The 17,788-nt window shown below is 32.3% G+C and carries 20 protein-coding genes; 16 read left to right on the top strand and 4 right to left on the bottom strand.

The genetic code is table 11. The annotated features are described in order from the left end of the window. Window positions 1-240: 240 nt before the first annotated feature. The 12 genes from QMD61_10350 to QMD61_10405 all read left to right on the top strand — a co-directional run bounded on the left by QMD61_10350 (window position 241) and on the right by QMD61_10405 (window position 7,150). Window positions 241-1,011, top strand: coding sequence for an NAD(P)-binding domain-containing protein (locus QMD61_10350; GenBank protein MDI6725032.1), 771 nt, complete (start codon window positions 241-243; stop codon window positions 1,009-1,011). A gap of 47 nt (window positions 1,012-1,058) precedes the next feature. Further along, the gene (locus QMD61_10355) at window positions 1,059-2,390 is read left to right on the top strand and encodes a 4Fe-4S binding protein (GenBank protein ID MDI6725033.1); all 1,332 of its coding nucleotides are present in this window, start codon (window positions 1,059-1,061) and stop codon (window positions 2,388-2,390) included. 159 nt (window positions 2,391-2,549) lie between these two features. Beyond that, the gene (locus tag QMD61_10360) at window positions 2,550-3,020 is read left to right on the top strand and encodes a DUF2703 domain-containing protein (GenBank protein MDI6725034.1); all 471 of its coding nucleotides are present in this window, start codon (window positions 2,550-2,552) and stop codon (window positions 3,018-3,020) included. A 61-nt stretch (window positions 3,021-3,081) separates the two neighbouring features. Continuing rightward, window positions 3,082-3,258: a hypothetical protein gene (locus tag QMD61_10365; protein ID MDI6725035.1), complete on the top strand. Its 177-nt coding sequence runs from the start codon at window positions 3,082-3,084 to the stop codon at window positions 3,256-3,258. Between the two features lie 144 nt (window positions 3,259-3,402). Continuing rightward, complete coding sequence (locus QMD61_10370) at window positions 3,403-3,603, top strand: hypothetical protein (protein MDI6725036.1); 201 nt, start codon at window positions 3,403-3,405, stop codon at window positions 3,601-3,603. Window positions 3,604-3,672: 69 nt separating this feature from the next. Then, window positions 3,673-3,885, top strand: a complete 213-nt coding sequence (locus tag QMD61_10375) for a hypothetical protein (GenBank protein ID MDI6725037.1) — start codon at window positions 3,673-3,675, stop codon at window positions 3,883-3,885. Between the two features lie 378 nt (window positions 3,886-4,263). Next, window positions 4,264-4,452: a hypothetical protein gene (locus tag QMD61_10380; GenBank protein MDI6725038.1), complete on the top strand. Its 189-nt coding sequence runs from the start codon at window positions 4,264-4,266 to the stop codon at window positions 4,450-4,452. A 9-nt stretch (window positions 4,453-4,461) separates the two neighbouring features. Continuing rightward, complete coding sequence (locus QMD61_10385; protein MDI6725039.1) at window positions 4,462-4,845, top strand: DsrE family protein; 384 nt, start codon at window positions 4,462-4,464, stop codon at window positions 4,843-4,845. Window position 4,846: 1 nt separating this feature from the next. Continuing rightward, complete coding sequence (locus tag QMD61_10390; GenBank protein MDI6725040.1) at window positions 4,847-5,200, top strand: DsrE family protein; 354 nt, start codon at window positions 4,847-4,849, stop codon at window positions 5,198-5,200. Between the two features lie 12 nt (window positions 5,201-5,212). Next, entirely contained in the window at window positions 5,213-5,827 is a 615-nt protein-coding gene (locus QMD61_10395; GenBank protein ID MDI6725041.1) for a (Fe-S)-binding protein, read from the top strand. A 63-nt stretch (window positions 5,828-5,890) separates the two neighbouring features. Beyond that, window positions 5,891-6,871, top strand: coding sequence for a permease (locus QMD61_10400; GenBank protein ID MDI6725042.1), 981 nt, complete (start codon window positions 5,891-5,893; stop codon window positions 6,869-6,871). Window positions 6,872-6,910: 39 nt separating this feature from the next. Beyond that, window positions 6,911-7,150, top strand: a complete 240-nt coding sequence (locus tag QMD61_10405) for a thioredoxin family protein (protein MDI6725043.1) — start codon at window positions 6,911-6,913, stop codon at window positions 7,148-7,150. A gap of 150 nt (window positions 7,151-7,300) precedes the next feature. Here QMD61_10405 and afpA read toward each other — a convergent pair whose 3' ends face one another. The 3 genes from afpA to QMD61_10420 form a co-directional block, all read right to left on the bottom strand. Beyond that, window positions 7,301-7,861, bottom strand: coding sequence for an archaeoflavoprotein AfpA (gene afpA, locus QMD61_10410; protein ID MDI6725044.1), 561 nt, complete (start codon window positions 7,859-7,861; stop codon window positions 7,301-7,303). Window positions 7,862-7,948: 87 nt separating this feature from the next. Further along, a complete protein-coding gene (gene dps, locus QMD61_10415) occupies window positions 7,949-8,500 on the bottom strand; it encodes a DNA protection during starvation protein (protein MDI6725045.1) in 552 nt (183 codons plus the stop codon). A 68-nt stretch (window positions 8,501-8,568) separates the two neighbouring features. Next, window positions 8,569-9,381 carry a ZIP family metal transporter gene (locus tag QMD61_10420; protein MDI6725046.1) on the bottom strand — a complete coding sequence of 271 codons (813 nt, stop codon included), beginning with the start codon at window positions 9,379-9,381 and terminating at the stop codon, window positions 8,569-8,571. A 413-nt stretch (window positions 9,382-9,794) separates the two neighbouring features. Here QMD61_10420 and QMD61_10425 point away from each other — a divergent pair, with 413 nt between their 5' ends. From QMD61_10425 to QMD61_10440, 4 genes are read left to right on the top strand one after another with little or no spacing between them, the layout of a single operon-like run. Beyond that, window positions 9,795-10,904: a DNA double-strand break repair nuclease NurA gene (locus QMD61_10425; protein ID MDI6725047.1), complete on the top strand. Its 1,110-nt coding sequence runs from the start codon at window positions 9,795-9,797 to the stop codon at window positions 10,902-10,904. A 40-nt stretch (window positions 10,905-10,944) separates the two neighbouring features. Beyond that, window positions 10,945-12,456 (top strand): ATP-binding protein, encoded by a 1,512-nt coding sequence (locus QMD61_10430; GenBank protein ID MDI6725048.1) that lies wholly within the window; start codon window positions 10,945-10,947, stop codon window positions 12,454-12,456. Next, window positions 12,456-13,583: a DNA repair exonuclease gene (locus QMD61_10435; protein MDI6725049.1), complete on the top strand. Its 1,128-nt coding sequence runs from the start codon at window positions 12,456-12,458 to the stop codon at window positions 13,581-13,583. Before QMD61_10430 ends, QMD61_10435 begins: the two co-directional genes overlap by 1 nt. Continuing rightward, window positions 13,580-16,282 carry an AAA family ATPase gene (locus QMD61_10440; GenBank protein MDI6725050.1) on the top strand — a complete coding sequence of 901 codons (2,703 nt, stop codon included), beginning with the start codon at window positions 13,580-13,582 and terminating at the stop codon, window positions 16,280-16,282. The genes QMD61_10435 and QMD61_10440 overlap by 4 nt, the downstream gene beginning before the upstream one ends. A gap of 8 nt (window positions 16,283-16,290) precedes the next feature. Here QMD61_10440 and QMD61_10445 read toward each other — a convergent pair whose 3' ends face one another. After that, a complete protein-coding gene (locus QMD61_10445) occupies window positions 16,291-17,673 on the bottom strand; it encodes an MFS transporter (GenBank protein MDI6725051.1) in 1,383 nt (460 codons plus the stop codon). Window positions 17,674-17,788 lie beyond the last annotated feature (115 nt).

Genomic DNA, 17,788 nt, shown 5'->3' on the forward strand with positions numbered 1-17,788 from the left:
CCACAGATTTAGGTGAAAATGAAGCCATACTGGGACTTCCAGCATCATTACTTCCTAAAATTATAGAACATCTGGAATATCTTGGTAAAAAAGCAATACCTCGTTCACGCTCAAAAGGAGCGCTCTCACTTTTAGAGGGAAAAGATATAGGAGTAAGAGATTGTTCAAATTAAATATTATGAGATGAATTTACTAGAAAATAAAATTAAGAGGCTAAATTGTAAAAAGGAGGGATCAAATATGGAAAGGAAGTTTGGATTTATTGGTGGAGGAAGAATAACTAAAATATTTTTAACAGGTTTTAAAAAAGCAGGAATATCTCTTGATAATGTAATTGTCAGTGATAAAAACACTGAGACTTTGAATGCTCTTAAAAATGAATTTCCAGAAATTAGGACAGTTGATGATAATAAAATCGCTGCATCACAAGATATAGTATTTATATCGCTACATCCGCCAGTTATGGGCGATGTACTCAATGAAATTAAATCAAATTTAAAATCAAATGCAACAGTCATTTCACTTGCTCCAAAGATTAAAATGGCTAAAATATCAGAAATACTCGGTAACTCGCAAAATATTGTTAGAATGATACCTAATGCTCCATCAATTGTAAATGAAGGATATAATCCTGTTCTATTTTCATCAAAAATGGATGAAACCCATAAAGAAGAACTTTTAGATATGTTTAAGGTTTTAGGAGATTGTCCTGAAGTTGATGAAAGTAAACTTGAAGCTTACGCCCTTATCACCGCTATTGGTCCAACTTATTTCTGGTTCCAGTTAGATGAATTACAAAAACTTGGAAAATCATTTGGTCTAACAGAAAAAGAAATTCAGGAAGGTATGTTCAACATGCTTAACGGTGCAACAAAAACCTTCTTCCATTCAGAATTAACACCAGAAGAAGTAATGGACTTAATACCGGTTAAACCTTTAGAAAATGATGAAGAAGACATTAGAACTGCCTATCAATTAAAACTGGAAACAGTATTTGATAGATTAAAATAATTAATTTTTTAACAATTTTGATAAATAAATCATAGGAGACGGAAACTATGGAAAACAATAAAAAAGGGTGCTGTGGAGAAGCAGAATACAGAGAAGAACCAGTTAAAGATAATCCAGATATTCAAGAAGGGTGCGGATGTGAAGAGCCACCTGCTAATCCAGAAGAAAATGAACCTTGTTGTGGATATGATGATACAGATGCAGAAGAAGCTGATGGATGTGGTTGTGGTTGCGGAGCCGAACATCCAGATGAATCAACAATAGATAACCCCGTTAAGCCAGAATTTATAACAGATGAAAAATTTATTAAAGAATTTGAAAATTATGCTCATTCAATAGGTATAAAAGCTATGGGATACACCCAGCTTACTCCAGAACTATTGATTCAAGATAAATTTATCCAGTATCCGAATGCCATTGTATTAACTATGGAAATGAGTAAAGAACTCATTGGAACAGCTCCAAGCGACAAAACACAAGAGTTGAATGATGCACATTACGCAAAATTAGGTACTTTAACCTATAAACTTTCTGATTATCTTAGAGAACATGGATATGGTACAGAGGTTGCCCATCCTTACGGTGGGCTTGTGAATTTCTCTCAACTTGGTCAAAAAGCAGGCATAGGGTTTATAGGAAAAAATGGTCTTTTAATTACTCCTCAATCTGGTCCGGGACAGAAAATTTCAGCAATATTTGTCAGTATAGCGAATTTACCAATAAAAGATGGAAATGAGCATGCATGGATACCTGAATACTGTGAAAGATGCGGTAAATGTATTAAAGCCTGCCCTGAAAAAGCATTAGTAGAAGAAGAGACTTGCTGTGGAGGCACAGAAGTTAAATTTATACAAAAACTTTGTATTGGATGTAGTCAAGGCTGTACCTACTGTATAGAAGCCTGTCCATTCGATGAAAAGGGATATGAGCACGTTAAAAATAAATTTGATAAATTAAATGCCAAATTAAGGGAAAAGCAAAGAAAAAATTTCGATATTGAATTATGGAATAACTGGGCTGAAGAAAATGCTTCTTTGTTTACCGGATTAGTTAATGGTGCTACTGTCGCAATGGCAATGACAGAAAATGAAGAACAAATAATTCTATTAGAAAAAGAAGATAACAATTTAAAAGTAAACATAAAAGCTCCAGAAGAATTAGAACGCCCTGTAGCTGATTTAATGTTTGCTATGGATACAAAGGACATGTCTAATATATTAAAGGATACTAATTCTATAAAATTCATAGAATTACTTTCTTCTAGAAAAGTAGGAATTTATGCATTAATAAGTCAGTTAGAACTTGTGGATAAAGGATATACGCCATTTTTAGGTAGATTAGGATTTAGATTAGGTGGTGGGGGGGGCTGCTGCGGATAATCATATATCAATAAATTTGATAATATTGTGCTTTGATGGACATGTTGGAAAATCTAAGCTTATTAATACAATGTAATTTATAAGTATTAAATAATTTTAAAATAAGTTTTTAAAAGGTCAAAATTCTAAAAAAAACCTGATACGAGGGAGGAAAATAAAATGGAAAGTAATGAGATGACCGGTATGAAAACATTAAAAATTAAGTGGCAAAGGCTTATATCTGATGAACAAACATGTCCAAGGTGTGGATCAACTGAAGGAGAACTTGAAAAGGCGGTTTTAACCCTCAAACAATCCCTCACTCCGCTGGGAATAGAAGTCATTCTAAAAAAGAAGGCGCTTTCTGAAGAGGAGTTCAAAAGAGACCCTTTAAAATCTAATCAAATTTTGCTTAATGATCGGCCATTAGAGGATTGGATTAGGGGAGAAGTTGGACAGAGTGAGTGTTGTGATGTCTGTAATGACGATTGTAGGACAATTGAAGTAGAGGGAGAAGTCTATGAAACAATCCCTGCAGAATTAATAATTAAAGCAGGGCTTCTTGCAGCTACACAGTTAGTTGATAAGACAGAACCATCTTGTGGGTGTGAAATTCCAGGAGAACCCGATGATAGTTGTTGCCCAAAATAACACATTAAATTTGTGAGTCAAATTTCCGTGTTTTAACTTATAAACTTTAAAAGGTGATAAAATGGATTCAAAGATGAAAGAAATGTGTCAGGAAATGATGAAAAATATGGATAAGCCTCAAATGATGAAAATGTGTCAAAATATGATGGAAAACATGGATAAATCTAAAATGATGCGAAAGATGCCTGATAACGAAAAAATGAAAGAAATGTGTAAAATGATGGAAAGCATGTTATAATTCTTAAAATTCTATAAAATGTAAATGGGCTTTTCTCCCTCCCGCTAAAAATAAATAAGTAGCTGAAAAGACAGTAAAGCACATGAAAGCCCCTTTTTTATTAGTTCATTAAAAATCCTTAAAATATTCAAAATTGGTGAATAAATGGTTAAAGGGAAACTTGGTGTTCCAAAGATGAAAAGTACGCATAGTAGGGGTGCTAGTTCATGCCAAAGCAAGGTTGTTGGAAAAGAATCCCCATTTAAAGAAGCCATATGCGAAATCTGTGATAAAGTGTTCAAAACAGATGGAGATATTTATATCTGTCCCGAATGCCAGGAAAAAGCTAGAAATATCTGTCAGTAGAGAATTTAATGTTAAATTTTGAAATATAGCAAAATATTTGATGATGAACCACAAAGGTTGTGCATAGAGATGCCAATTACACCAGAACATGAAAAAGAATTTGAAAAAGCAGTAAAAGAGGATAGGAAGAAACGATGCAAATGCAGTATCTTTAATATAATAGATACAAAAAGAAGTGGTGAAATAAGCCATAGTGAAGTTTGTGATGAGGTATTCACAACAGATAAAAACGTTTATTCTGTTCAAAATGCTAAAAAACGCAAGAAATTAAAGATACTGTGAAATAATTAGTTTTAGAGGATAATATGCACTTAGGATTTATTTTAACAAAAACACCGTCAGAAAAAGGTTTTAGTTCATTTTTAAAATTTGCTGAACTATACCAAGATAAAAACAGCTTCTATTTATCTAGTAGGAAATGGTGTTTACTGCGCTAGAAATGACAATATAGCCATTGATACGATAAAAAATATTATTACTAACTCTAAAATTTATGCAAATAGCGATGACCTTAAAGCAAGGGGAATAGCAATTGAACATCTAATAAAGGGGATTATACCATTCTCTCATTATGATCAAATGGTAATAGACATAATGGAAAGTTTTGATCAAATTTTAAGTTTTTAAGGTAATCAAAATACAATTTAAAGGTGAATTAACATGAATAGTGACGAAAAAGGATTTGAAGCAAAAATTAAAAGCATGACAAGTGGTAAAGGATGCGCGTGTCAAATGGGAATTATTGAAAGGAAAGAATCATCATTAAAAATAGTAATATGTAAAAAATGTGGTAAAGTCTTTAAAACAGATCGAAATACTGAATTATGCTTTAGCTGTGAAAAAGGGTAAACTAAAACCATGTTATCAGAAAATGCCGAAAAATACAATGATACATTAATTCTTGTATTATTAGATGGTCCTTATGTTTCAGAATATGCAGATATTGGCTATAATCTTGCAAAAAGCGCCTTAGAAAATGATTATAACGTTAAAATATTTTTATACATGGATGGAGCGCACATACCTGTAAAAAATCAAGATCCACGTGCACTTCCCATCAGTTCACAGTTATATGAAGATTTAATACAAAAAGGCTGTGAGATAAAGGTATGCATAAGATGCGCTGCTGCACGAGGCCATATAAATGAATCTCAATATATAGAAGGCGTTAAAATAACCAGTGTTTATGATTTAGCAGAATGGATGGAAAATACAGATAAAATTATTACTTTAGGCGGCTAACATGAAATCTGTATTGGTAATTATAGACAAAGCACCATATGGGCGTGAAAATGCTTTAGGTGGCTTATATATTGCAATAGCATTTTTAGATAGAGGTTTCAATGTTGATGTTCTTTTAATGGATGATGGAGTTTACGCTGCTTTGAATTGCCAAAATTCAGAAGAGTCTATAAATTATCCCAGTATCGGAGAATTGATGTATTCTGTGTTTCCAGAAGGCAAAATATTTGTTCATGCCGATTCTTTAATTCAGCGTGGTTTAGATGATTATGATTTAATTGAAATAACTGAACTTATAGAAGATAAATCACTTTATGATGTAATGCAGTCTAAAAGTAAATTGGTTAGGGTTTAGGAGGAGTTTTTTATGAAAATGGATGAAATTAAGTATGATGTTTTTGAAGATGGTGCACTTGTAAATAGTGTTTCAATTAAAAAGATTTTGCCGTGTATTGCAACTAAAGGTAGAATTAGGCTTACAATGCAGCTTGATTCAAAGCTAGATGGAGATGTTATATCAATCTTAGCTTCTAAGTATTCTCCAGGAAAAATTAGTTTAATTCCACGTAAAAATATCCTTACAATTTCAGATTTTGAAAGGATAATCACATTTTATCCAGATGGTAAAATCACCATGAACAATACAAGAGATCAAGAAGAAGCAATCAAGATAATAAGTAGAATTATGGAGAAAATCAATGAATCTTACTTGGAATCTCAAAGTGGCGGTCCGATAGGTGAAGATATGTCTCAAAAATTATCAAAAATTGGGCCTCTTGCAATTTATAATTGTTTACCAAAGACAAATTGCGAAGAATGTGGGGAAGCAACTTGTTTAGCTTTTGCAATGAAGTTACTTTCAGGAGAATCGACTCTTGAACAGTGTACTCCATTATCTGAAGCCAAAAATAAGGGTTGCGTGGATAGTTTAAGGGATTTACTTGGTGATCAGTTAATGAAAACTCTTGGCTGGAATGGATAGGGTATGAAAGATATATTATTACTTAAAAATTATCAAATATTATGTTTAATGGAGGGCTAAATTATGGCCGATATTTTACAAGAAATGGTAAACTACCTTACATACACTCTTTGGAGCTTAGACCCAAATTCAGCTATAGGTAGCGCGGTTAATTTCTTTATATATGATACAATAAAGATTTTAATCCTTCTAGCTGTCCTGATATTTATAATATCATTTGTTAGAACCTATATTTCGCCAGTTAAGGTGAGGCAGGTTGTTAGTGGTAGAAATGAGTATATAGGCAATGTTCTGGCCGCTCTTTTAGGTATTATAACTCCTTTTTGTTCTTGTTCTGCAGTACCTTTGTTTATAGGTTTTGTAGAAGCCGGAATCCCTTTGGGAGTTACATTTTCCTTTTTAATATCATCTCCGATGGTAAATGAAATAGCAATCATCTTACTTTTAGGGTTGGTCGGCTGGCAAATAACTGCATTGTACATTATTTCAGGGCTTATAATAGCCATAGTTGCAGGTATAATCATTGGAAGACTAAAACTTGAGGGCGAAGTTGAAAGCTATGTTTACGAAATGGTTGAAAAAATGGAGGCTGCAGGTGGTTCTGCAAATGTAATAGTTGAAATGACTATGAAAGAGCGTTTAAGAAATGGATGGGAAGACATGCTTGACATTTTAAGAAGAGTTACTCCTTATGTAGTTATAGCAATAGGTATAGGTGCAATAATACATGGATATGTTCCAGCTGAATTATTAATACAATATACTGGCCCTGGTAATCCTTTGGCAGTTCCTGCTGCTGTTCTTATTGGAGTGCCTTTATATTCAAATGCTGCAGGAATTATACCTTTGGTTGCAGTATTTATCGACAAAGGTATGGCTGTCGGTACTGCACTAGCATTTATGATGGCTGTAACTGCTTTGTCCTTGCCTGAAATGATAATCCTTAGAAAAGTGTTAAAACCAAAGCTTTTGGCAATATTCATCGGGATACTGGCGGTTTCTATCACATTTATTGGATATTTATTCAATTTCATAATAGGTTAAATTTATGATACAATAAAAAACTGAAAAAAGGTGACAATAATGAAAGTAGAAGTATATGGAACAGGTTGTGCTAATTGCAAAGCACTTGAAAAAAGTGTTAAAAAAGCAGTTAAAGAGTTAAATATGGATGTTGAAGTTGTTAAAATACAGGATATGGATAAAATATTGGAAGCAGGTTTAATTTCAATGCCTGGTTTGGCTGTTGATGGGGAAATAAAATCTATGGGCAGGCTTCCATCAGTAGATGAGATTAAGAAGTGGATACAAGAGAAGGTATAGTTTAATTCTTTTTAAATGGATTTAAACTATTTTTTTTTGAATGTCTTTAGAATCAATTAATTTTTAAATTAATTATATTAAATTTACTTCCTTTCAGCAGCATTTAGGAAATTTTTAATATTAAAGAAATGAAATGATTTAATAAGGAGTTTATTTTCCGAATTTTTCTTCGAATATTTTTACTAAATCTTCTGGTTCCTTTATCATGAACGTTTCATGCATTTTAGCGAGTTTTTTGACATGTTCCACATCTTCTTCACGTATTGAAATTTTTAAATCTTTTCCATCAGGAAGTTTGGTTATAGTAACACCTTCTTCGTAATCAGAAGGTAATATATAAATTGGAACATCTACCTTTTGGCCCATAATTGCAGCATTAGAAATTAAGGTGTCACCCATTCTCATGGATATCTTTGCAACTGTATTGGATGTAGCTGGTGCAATTAACATGAAATCATACTTACCCATCTGCATCTGCCCTGCTAAAAATGGTGCATTAGCATTAATTTCAACCCAAATGTTTTCAAAATTGTTTTCAAGTTCACTAAATATTCCATAGTATTTAATAACCTGGTCTCCTGCTTTAGAGATATAGATATCAATAATTACCCTGTCTTTATATTTTTCATTTATTTTTTTCATGGCTTCTATTGTTTTTTCTATTTTATCACCAGCACCTGTAATTCCCCAGGCAATCTTCCTTTTTTTTATATAATACACCCCCTTTTTGTAGGGTAGATTCTAATCAAAGCTGTAAATTAGTTCCTATTACTTTAAAAAATAAAAAAAGTAATTTTTTTATTCAAGGAATTTAGATACAAATGGAGATGTTTCTCCCCTTCGCTGGAAATGTCCTGAAGGCCCTTCGCCTAAAAATTCAGAAAACCAGGATTCATGCTGGATTTCCTCATGCAGAATAGAGAGAGCTAGATCATAAGTTCTATGGTCTTTACCTGCAGTCATATTACAAATATTAGTATATTGTCTTACAGCGCATCTTTCTGCTTCCACCAGTACTTTTAAGAGTTCAGTAGTGTTGGATGCGTCTACTGGTAAAGATGCTGGCGGGCATCCTGATATATCATGGAAATCGTTCATATGTCCGGGTAATTTTCCACCAAGTTCGTAAATACGCGGAACCAGTGCTTCAAAATGGTTTCTATCCTCAATACGGGCAGATTCTGCAATTTCTTTAACACCTTCTCCTTCTAATCCAATTAAATTCACTCTTAAGATTGTGTAATAATAGAATGTTGTAAGTTCTGCTGCTGCATTCTTAACTAAGAGTTCTACCAGTTCATCTACATTTATTCCTGTTTTTTCAACCATTTCACGAGTTACTTTAGCCATTTTTCCACCATCCGTTTAATTAAATTGTAAATACATGTAATAAATTTATATATAATAGTATTAATACTCTATCCAAATGTAACATCAAGTATCATCATAAGTAAAAAACCGCCAATAATAGCTAATGTGGCTAGATCCGTATTTTTACCACTTTGACATTCAGGTATAACGTCCTCAACAACAACAAATATCATGGCCCCGGCAGCAAAACCTAAAGCATAAGGCAAAATTGAATATGAAAACGAAACAATTATAACTCCAATAATCCCTGCAATAACCTCTACAAGTCCTGATAATTGTCCATACCAAAAACTTTTAAATTTAGACATTCCTTCACTTCTAAGGGGCAATGAAACTGCCATACCTTCTGGTAAATTTTGTATTCCAATTCCAATGGCCAATGAAATTGCTGCAAATATTGATGTAGATTCAAAACCAGCTGCAACTGCTCCAAATGCAATTCCTACTGCTAATCCTTCTGGAATATTGTGTAAAGTAACTGCAAGAATTAGTAGCCTGTTTCGATGCCAATCGGTTTTAATTCCCTCAGCTTCTTCTATTGAACATCCCCCGTGGAGATGGGGTATAATTTTATCAATTCCACCTAAAAATACGCTTCCTAATAGAAAACCTGTTGCTGCAGGTATCCATGTTAAATATCCCCACTGAACTGACATTTCTATTGCTGGTGTAAGGAGTGACCAGAAGCTTGCAGCAATCATTACACCTGCAGCAAAACCAAGAGAACCGTCGATAAGTTTTCTACCTACTTGTTTTGTTATAAATACTGTTGAAGCTCCTATTGCTGTCATTAACCATGTAAACAATGTGGCTATGATGGTTAGTATTACAGGATTAAAATTTCCGGCAATTTCAATCATATGTTTATTTATTCATAATTTAATTATAAAAAGTATTATGAATAATAGATATCGCTAAAATTTTACTATTAGTCTAAATACAAGCAATATAATTAGTAAAAATTAAAAGAATCAAATAGTTGCTGGATAATTGAAATTTCCTGCAATGTAATTAAACGAAGCATGAAAAATATGGAGTACTTTTACTTATTTTTAACTGATAAAAATGAAATGAATAATTAAATTAACAAAATTTTGATAAAATGGAATATATTGAAATTGTTTTGATGGTTATTTTAACAGTTTTATTTTAAATAATTTAAATTATTTGAGTTGAAACTACCAAATTCAGTTATTAGCATAGATAAGGTTTTATATAAGTTTTAATATTATTATATGGTGAATATGAATTTCTATTTATCATGGTGAACTAATTGCTTGATTCTCTATATGAAAAAGCACTCGAAAAAAAGGATCAATTAAATAATAAACTGGAAATTGATTTTGAAAAAATAGGGATTGATCCAGGGAAATATTGGATAAATCAACCTATAAAAGAACTAAAAACTGATATCACGATTTCTGGTGGGGATGGAAGCCGTAACTGGAAAGAATTTCTGGGATTTGTTATTTATGCTATTAATGCAGAGTGTTTGATTTACAACGGAAAAGGTCTCCAGAAGGTAGAATGCTGTGACATTGATATTATTAACCCTTATAAATATGTTAAAAATAGATTAGAAACATATATGGGTATTTATGAAATTAAAAGCAGTTTAAAAGCGCTTAAAGAATTTGATGTTGATCTTACCCTTTTTGATGGTTCACTCCTTGGGAAATTAATAAGACCTTCTCCTATGGAAAATAACCTTCCAGAATGGGTAAAAAATGAAATTAAGTTGAAATATTTAAAGAAAATTGAAAAATCATTGGAAAACGGTTCTGATTTGCAGATTATATCTCCAAAATTATTTGATACAATTGAAATTTTAGGGGAAAACATAGTTGATTCTATAATTTATCTCGAAAGCCTGGAAAACCTTTTAGCAACCAGATATCTATTAAAGGAAGCTGAGAAAAGGGGTAAAAGTATTGTGGCGATATCGAAAACATCCACACGAATCGATTATCAAAAAGATCATGTTTTTAGCTCAAATATTCCCGATATGGCCATATTTGATAGATTCAGTAAAAAACAGGGATATTCAACACCTCTTCATCTTAATGTTTCTGATAGAATGGTAAAAAGAACTTTTCCCATTTATGATAAATTTTTCAAAGATTTAACTTTTACAATATTTTATGCGAGATTCGATGATTTTAAAAATATTTTAAAGTTTGAAATACCTTATAAAGCAACAGAAGAAGATATTATACCAATTTTAGAGTCTTTGAAGGGTATATGTGCTGAAGGATATCCATATTTACTTAAAAAGGCACACAATGATGTTGTACTTCGAAATCGTGAGATGAATAATATTTTAAAGATAATGGGATTCTCAAGCAATGAATTTAGTACAGGAAGAGAAGTAGTGCAGCATTAAGTCATTATAATAGGTTTTTAAATAACTGGGAGAAAATGCTATGACCAGAATAATTGGAAGATGTATTGGGGAGACTTCTCCGGTAGAGGTAAGTTTTATATCAAAGAAAATGCCCCGAATTGGGGAATATGTATCAATGGAATATGATGGTAAAAAAGTGCTTGGAATGATTGAATCTTTAGTTAGGGGCAGTGTTTCTATCAACGATGATATCTACGATCCGAAAACTGTGGAGCGAATTAAAGAAATAGAGGGAGATGACCATTATATCAGAGGAAGCGTCCGTATTTTAGGAGATATAGAAAAACTAAGAATTCCAAGAACTCCTCCAATGCCTGGAACTGCAATTAAAATCGCCGATCCTGATACCCTTAAAAAGATATTTAAGATGGAAGGAAACGGATTAAAGCTCGGTAATTTGATCAGTCAGGAAGAAGTTGAGGTTGAAGTTGATATTAATAAAATGATCACACGTCATCTAGCCATTTTAGCCATGACAGGGGCTGGAAAATCCAATACAGTAGCAGTAATCATTAATGGTATTTTAAAAGTCAATGGCTGCGTTATAATATTTGATATGCATTCAGAATATGTGAATGCAGAATTTGAATATGGGGGAGTTAATCCAATTAAAGCCAGAATCAATCCTCTGTATCTGTCATTTTCTGAGATAAAAAAATTGGCCAATATTCCTGAAAAGGCTTATATTCAGGAAAGGTATTTCAGTAAAGCACATAAAAAAGCCAAAAATGCAATTGAGAATGGAACAAACCTTGATTATTTCACCATTATTAATAATATACTTGAAAAATGGATAGAAAGTGATGATCCTCAGTTTAAAGACAATAATTCAATTACAGCTGTAATGAATAAAATGGAATATATGAAAGACAGATACAGCAATATATTAGACTTAAGAGCCCCTGATATTCTTGATAAAATTAAATTAGAAAATGCAAATGTTATAGATTTAGGATCAGTAGATGAATTTGCAGCAGAAACCATTGTGAGTCATGTATTAAGAAGTGCACTTGATAAAAGAAAAAAATATATTCGAAATGAAGAAAAAGATATTCTTAATCACCCCGTATTCTTTGTACTTGAAGAAGCACATATTTTAGCTCCTAAAAGCAGATCCGCACGTTCAAAATATTGGATAAGTAGAATTGCTAGAGAAGGAAGAAAATTTGGAGTAGGTTTATGCCTTGTAAGTCAGAGTCCTAAATCATTAGACCCTGATTCACTTTCTCAGGCAAATAACATGATCATTTTAAGGTTAGTAGAGCCACAGGACCAGCGGCATGTTCAAACTGCAAGTGAAAGCCTGAGTGATGATCTTTTAAAACAGTTACCCTCATTAAATATTGGGGAAGCCATAGTATTAGGATTGATGAGCAAAATTCCAACTCTGGTCAAAATAGACGAATTTGCAGGTAAATTATCTGGAGGAGATTTAGATATAGTTGCTGAGTGGAACAAAGCCATAGAAGATGAAAATAAAATTTTACAGGAGCAAGAAAACGAACTGGATGAACTGGAGGAAGAGTACTGATGAGATTTGCTCATATAGCGGATACACATTTAGGTTACAGGCAATACGGTCTTTTTGAAAGAGAAATAGACTTTTACCATCATTATACTCTTATAATTGATAAAATCATTGAGGAAAAACCAGACTTTGTTATTCATTCTGGCGATCTTTTTGAAAGCTCCAGACCACCTACAAAGGCTCTTCTAACTGCACAGGAGAATTTCTTAAAATTAAAGGAAGAAAAAATTCCAGTTTATGCAATAGCAGGTAACCATGATATTGTTATGAGAAAAAATGCTCTTCCTCCACAGGTTTTATATAAAAAATTCGGTGTAAAATTAATTGGACCTAAAAACCCTTATTTTGATCATGATGGTATTTTTATTGGAGGATCACCCTACAGATCCAAATATCATTCCAAATCTCTTTTAAAAAGTATAGAATCTCTTGAAAATGAGTCAAAAAGGTATAAAAAGAAAATTATCGTACTGCATCAGTCCATTGACAAATATTTACCATTTGAATTTGAGTTAAAAATAGGAGATCTTCCAACTTCATTTAACTACTATGCTCTGGGCCACCTCCATGCCAGAATTTTAGAAGATTTTGGGGAAGGTAAATTAGTCTATCCCGGATGTCCTGAAATCTGGAGAATGGATGAAATTGGAAATTACAGGAAAAGGGGCAAAGGATTCAACCTGGTTGATATGGAAGAAGATATTCCTGCAGTTGAAGAATTTAAAATAAAGGTATCCCGTAAAATCCTTCAAAGGAGGATTAAATATTCCAATTTTGATAATGAAATCAAACAATTAAAGGATTTGATTCTTAAAATGGATAAAAAGCCCATTGTAGAACTGGTAATTGAAGGAAAATCATATAATCGATCGTTAGTTCATGAAAATTTAAATAAACTCTTTACGGACATAACTTTGCAGATCCGCCCCAAATATGAATCTTCAGTAGTTCCGGAACAGGGAATCATTGAAAGAGGCACGCTGAATGTCCATGATTTAATGGTTGAAATGCTAAAAGAATATGACGAAGATATTTCTGATTTTGCAGTGGCTTTATTTGAAAGATTATCAGCAGGCCATAATGAAGACGCGGCAATAATAACTAAAAAATTTTATGAGGAATTTCAGTGATTATTAAAACAGTTGAGCTTGAAAACTTTAAATCTCACATGAATACCAGAGTTGATTTTGAAACAGGTATTTCCATAATCATGGGAGATAATGGGGCAGGTAAATCCAGCATCCTTGAATCAATCAGTTTTGCCTTATTTAAAGAATATGCAAGTAAAAAAATGGATAAGCTCATAAATAACGATAAAAACCAAATGCAAGTGACTGTACAATTCATTGTAAATGGCAGAACATATAAAGTTGTTAGAAAAAGAAAAAGAAATTCAAGCCCAGAATCTATGCTGTATGTTAAAGATAATGGTCGATTTTTAGTTATAGAGAAAGGAGACGCTGCAGTAAGTGCAGAAATAGAAAAGATAATAGATCTTGATAAAAATCTATTTTTAAACGCTGTTTATGTTAAACAGGGTGAAATAGCAAACTTGGTCACTAAAAATCCTTCAGAAAAAAAGGAAATGATGGGCAGACTTTTAGGAGTTGATGATCTCGAAAATTCATGGAAAAACATGAAGTTCATTATTAAGGATTACAATGACCGGGAAATCCATATTAACGGGAAACTTGCAAATCTCCAGTCTACAGAAGAAAATCTAAAAAGTAAACAAGATAAAAAGGATGAATTAAACATAATAATTTCAAAAAAAGATTCTGAACTAAAGAAAACAGAAGAAAAACTCAATAAATTAAAAACAGTTAAAGAATATTTTGACAGAAAAGAAATTGAATTCAATAACTTAAAAAAAGAAATTGAACATTATCAATCCATTTTTATAAGACTTAACAAGACCAGAGATGAATTATCCAGACAAATTGAAGAAATAAAAATTAAAGAAGCAAAAATAGAAGAAATAAAACCCGAAATAGGTAAAATAAAAATACTGGAAAACATCAGGGATAAAATTTTCAAACTAAAAGCTTTGAAGAATGAAAAAGAACATACAGAAAAATCTCTTAAAAAAATTGAATTATTTAAAAGGTTTGTATCTGAAAATCAGGAATCTTACGATAATTTTCTTAAATTAGAACTTGAAATTAATAAATTAGCCAGTTCCAGAAAAGAATTTGAGGGAACAGATGCTTTAAAGATTACTTTTGATAATAATATTAAAAATCTTCAATCTGAAATTGAAGAACTGCAAAAATCCATTTCTAACAGGCTTAAATTATATGGAGAAATTCTTGAAGAAGAGATAAGCTCCATAGATCAGCTGGAAAAATGCCTTGAAACAAAAAAGCAGGGGATCAAGGAAAACTTTAAACAAAATCAGGAACAGATTGAAGGATTTAAGTCAAAAATTTCTGATCTTAAGGGTCAGAATAAGGAAATAATGAAAGCAATCGAGGAACTGGAGAATGCTGAAGATATCTGCCCGGTATGTGAATCAGATCTTGAAGAGAGTAGAAGAGAAGAGTTATTGAATAAGTACAGAGGACAGATTGAAAAAAATAACGCTGATATTAACTCTTCTAAAGAAAATTTAGGTATATGGAATGCTGAACGTGAATTTTTAGATAGAAAGCAGCAGAAACTTGAAAAAATCAGTATAGATATTCTTAAAAAAGAATCAAATGACCTTGAAAGGAAGAAAAATGAAATTAAGGAAATGAATGAACAATTAATTGAAATAAAAAAATCTGTTATTAATTTAAGGGAAATTGATTCAAAATTGGAAGAAAAAAAAGCTTTAAAAGATGAATTAAAGGAAGGTTATAATAAATATCTTGGAGCTTTGAATTCTTTAAAAGCAATGGAAAAACCAGAAGAACTTCTGGACTCATTTAATAAGTTAAAAAGTACTATTGAACCTTTAGAAAATGAAATCAGTAACTTATGCGCCAAAATTAATGTTGAAAAGGTTCAGGTCAATACCGAACTTGAAAGAATACGAACCATTAAGGAAACTTATGATAAACTATGTGGCGAAGTTAGCGCTAAAGATGAGATCTTAAAGAATTTAAGCAATATTGAAAAAGAAATAGAAAATATTTCCAGGGAAATGGAAGCTAAAGAAGAAATGATGGATCAGGTAGTTTATGAAGGTGAAAAGCACCATCAAGCGATTAATGATCTTAATAATTGTCAAAAAGAATTTGAAGAACTACAAAAAGAATTTGAAGGTCTTAAAGGAGAGTTAAAAGGGATTCTTGAAAGAATTTCCGAACTTAAAAATGAAGTTGAATCATTCAAGAAAGATAAAGAAGAACTGGCAAAAATCAGTAGATTTATAGAACTTTTAAATGAAATAAGGAAGTTATACGGTAAAGATGGGCTTCAAAAGGATCTTAGAAATATATCAAGACCATTAATTGAGAATAATACTCTTGATTTCTTTAACAAATTTAATTTTGAATATTCTGATATAAAACTCAATGAAGATTATGATGTAACTCTGTTTGGGCCTTCTGGAGAAAATACTCTGGACATGATAAGTGGCGGGGAAATTATCGCTGTGGCAATTGCTTTAAGGCTTGGAATTGCTAAAACTCTGGTAAAAGGTAATCTGGAGTTAATGATACTTGATGAACCTACCGTTCATCTTGACTCTTATCGTAGACATGAACTGATTGATGTAATTAAAAAGCTTTCAGTTATACCTCAAATGATAATAGTTACTCATGATCCGGGTTTAGAAGAGGCTGCAACTAATATTCTTAAAATAGAAAAGAAAAATGGAGTATCTCAAATAGCCAGTATATAATAAAAATCCTAATTTTTTTCCACTTTTTGCTTTCTTCCAGCAAAGGATACAAAAATTCCTATGAAACAGAGTACTGTAAATATTGTAAATGCTATTTGTATACTTGAAAGTAGTGCAGGGTAATTTTCAGGCATTATCTGAACTCTTCCAATTATCAATGAAAACAGGAGTACAGCAATTCCCATACTTAGAGTTTGCCCTATTAATCGCATTGTGCTTACAGTTGCCGATGCAATTCCTAAAAATCTTCTTTCAACAGATCCCATGATTGCATTGGTATTTGGAGATGAAAAGAGTCCAAAACCTGCTCCAAGGACAACCAGACCAGCTATAATAAATATTATATTGGTATTGGTATTTAAAAAGATGAATTGAGCTAATCCCAGTGTTGAAAGACTCATTCCTATTGTTGCAATTATTCTTGGATCGTATCTATCTGAAAGTCTTCCTGCCACAGGCGCTAAAACTGCCATAATGACTGGTTGTGCGACAAGTATAAGACCAGCACCTGATGCATCAAGATCTTTTATGAATTGTAAATAAAGACTTAAAAAGAAGGATACAGCAAATGTCGCCATATAATTGATTAAGGCGGCTAAGCTTGAAAATCCAAAAGTTCTGTTTTTAAAGAGTTTCATATTAAATACAGGAACCTTGACTCTTAATTCAAACATTACAAATGATATGAGCCCTATCAGGCCAATTATTATCATTAAGATTCCTATGGTTCCGGGAAGCTCTGAAAATCCGAACATGAAGGTGAATAGAGCTATACTGTATAATATGGTACCGGGAATATCTAATTTTTCTCCTTTGCATGCTGCCCATTCTCCTTTTAATTTCCAGAGCGTTAAGCCAATTACAAGGAGCCCTATAGGTACCATTAAATAAAAAAGACTCCTCCATCCTAAAAATTGTGTCATAAGTCCACCAAGTACAGGGCCAAGTGAAAGACCAACATAAACAGCCCCAATGGTGAAACCTATTGCTTTACCTCGCTCTTGTGGTGGATAAACTGAAGTTACTATTGCAAGCCCTGTAACGAATATCATTGCTGATCCAATTCCCTGAATAACCCTGAATGCTATGAGCGAAATATCGGAAGGTGCAACTGCACAGAGAAAAGAGGCAATTGTAAAAATTATCATTCCATAAGTGAAAACTTTTTTCATACCGTAAATGTCAGCTATACGCCCGAATGGAACTGCAAATATTGCAGATGCAAGTATGAATGACGTTGGTATCCAGCTTAGCAGGATAGCATCGGTTAAAAATTCACTGCCTATAGCTGGAAGAGCTATGTTTATTGCAGATCCCATAAATGGCGTAAAGAATGATGCAATTACTGCAATTATTAAAGCAGGTATTCTGGCGCTATTTTTATTCTCCATTAAATTCACCTAATCAGATTAATTACAAAATTATTCTGTAATCAAGATGTTAAATACTTTTTATATACTATAATGAATTTCATTATAGTATATAAAAAGTATTTAACATCTTGAT

The sequence above is a fragment of the Methanobacterium sp. genome (assembly GCA_030017655.1).
GTDB lineage: Archaea > Methanobacteriota > Methanobacteria > Methanobacteriales > Methanobacteriaceae > Methanobacterium_D.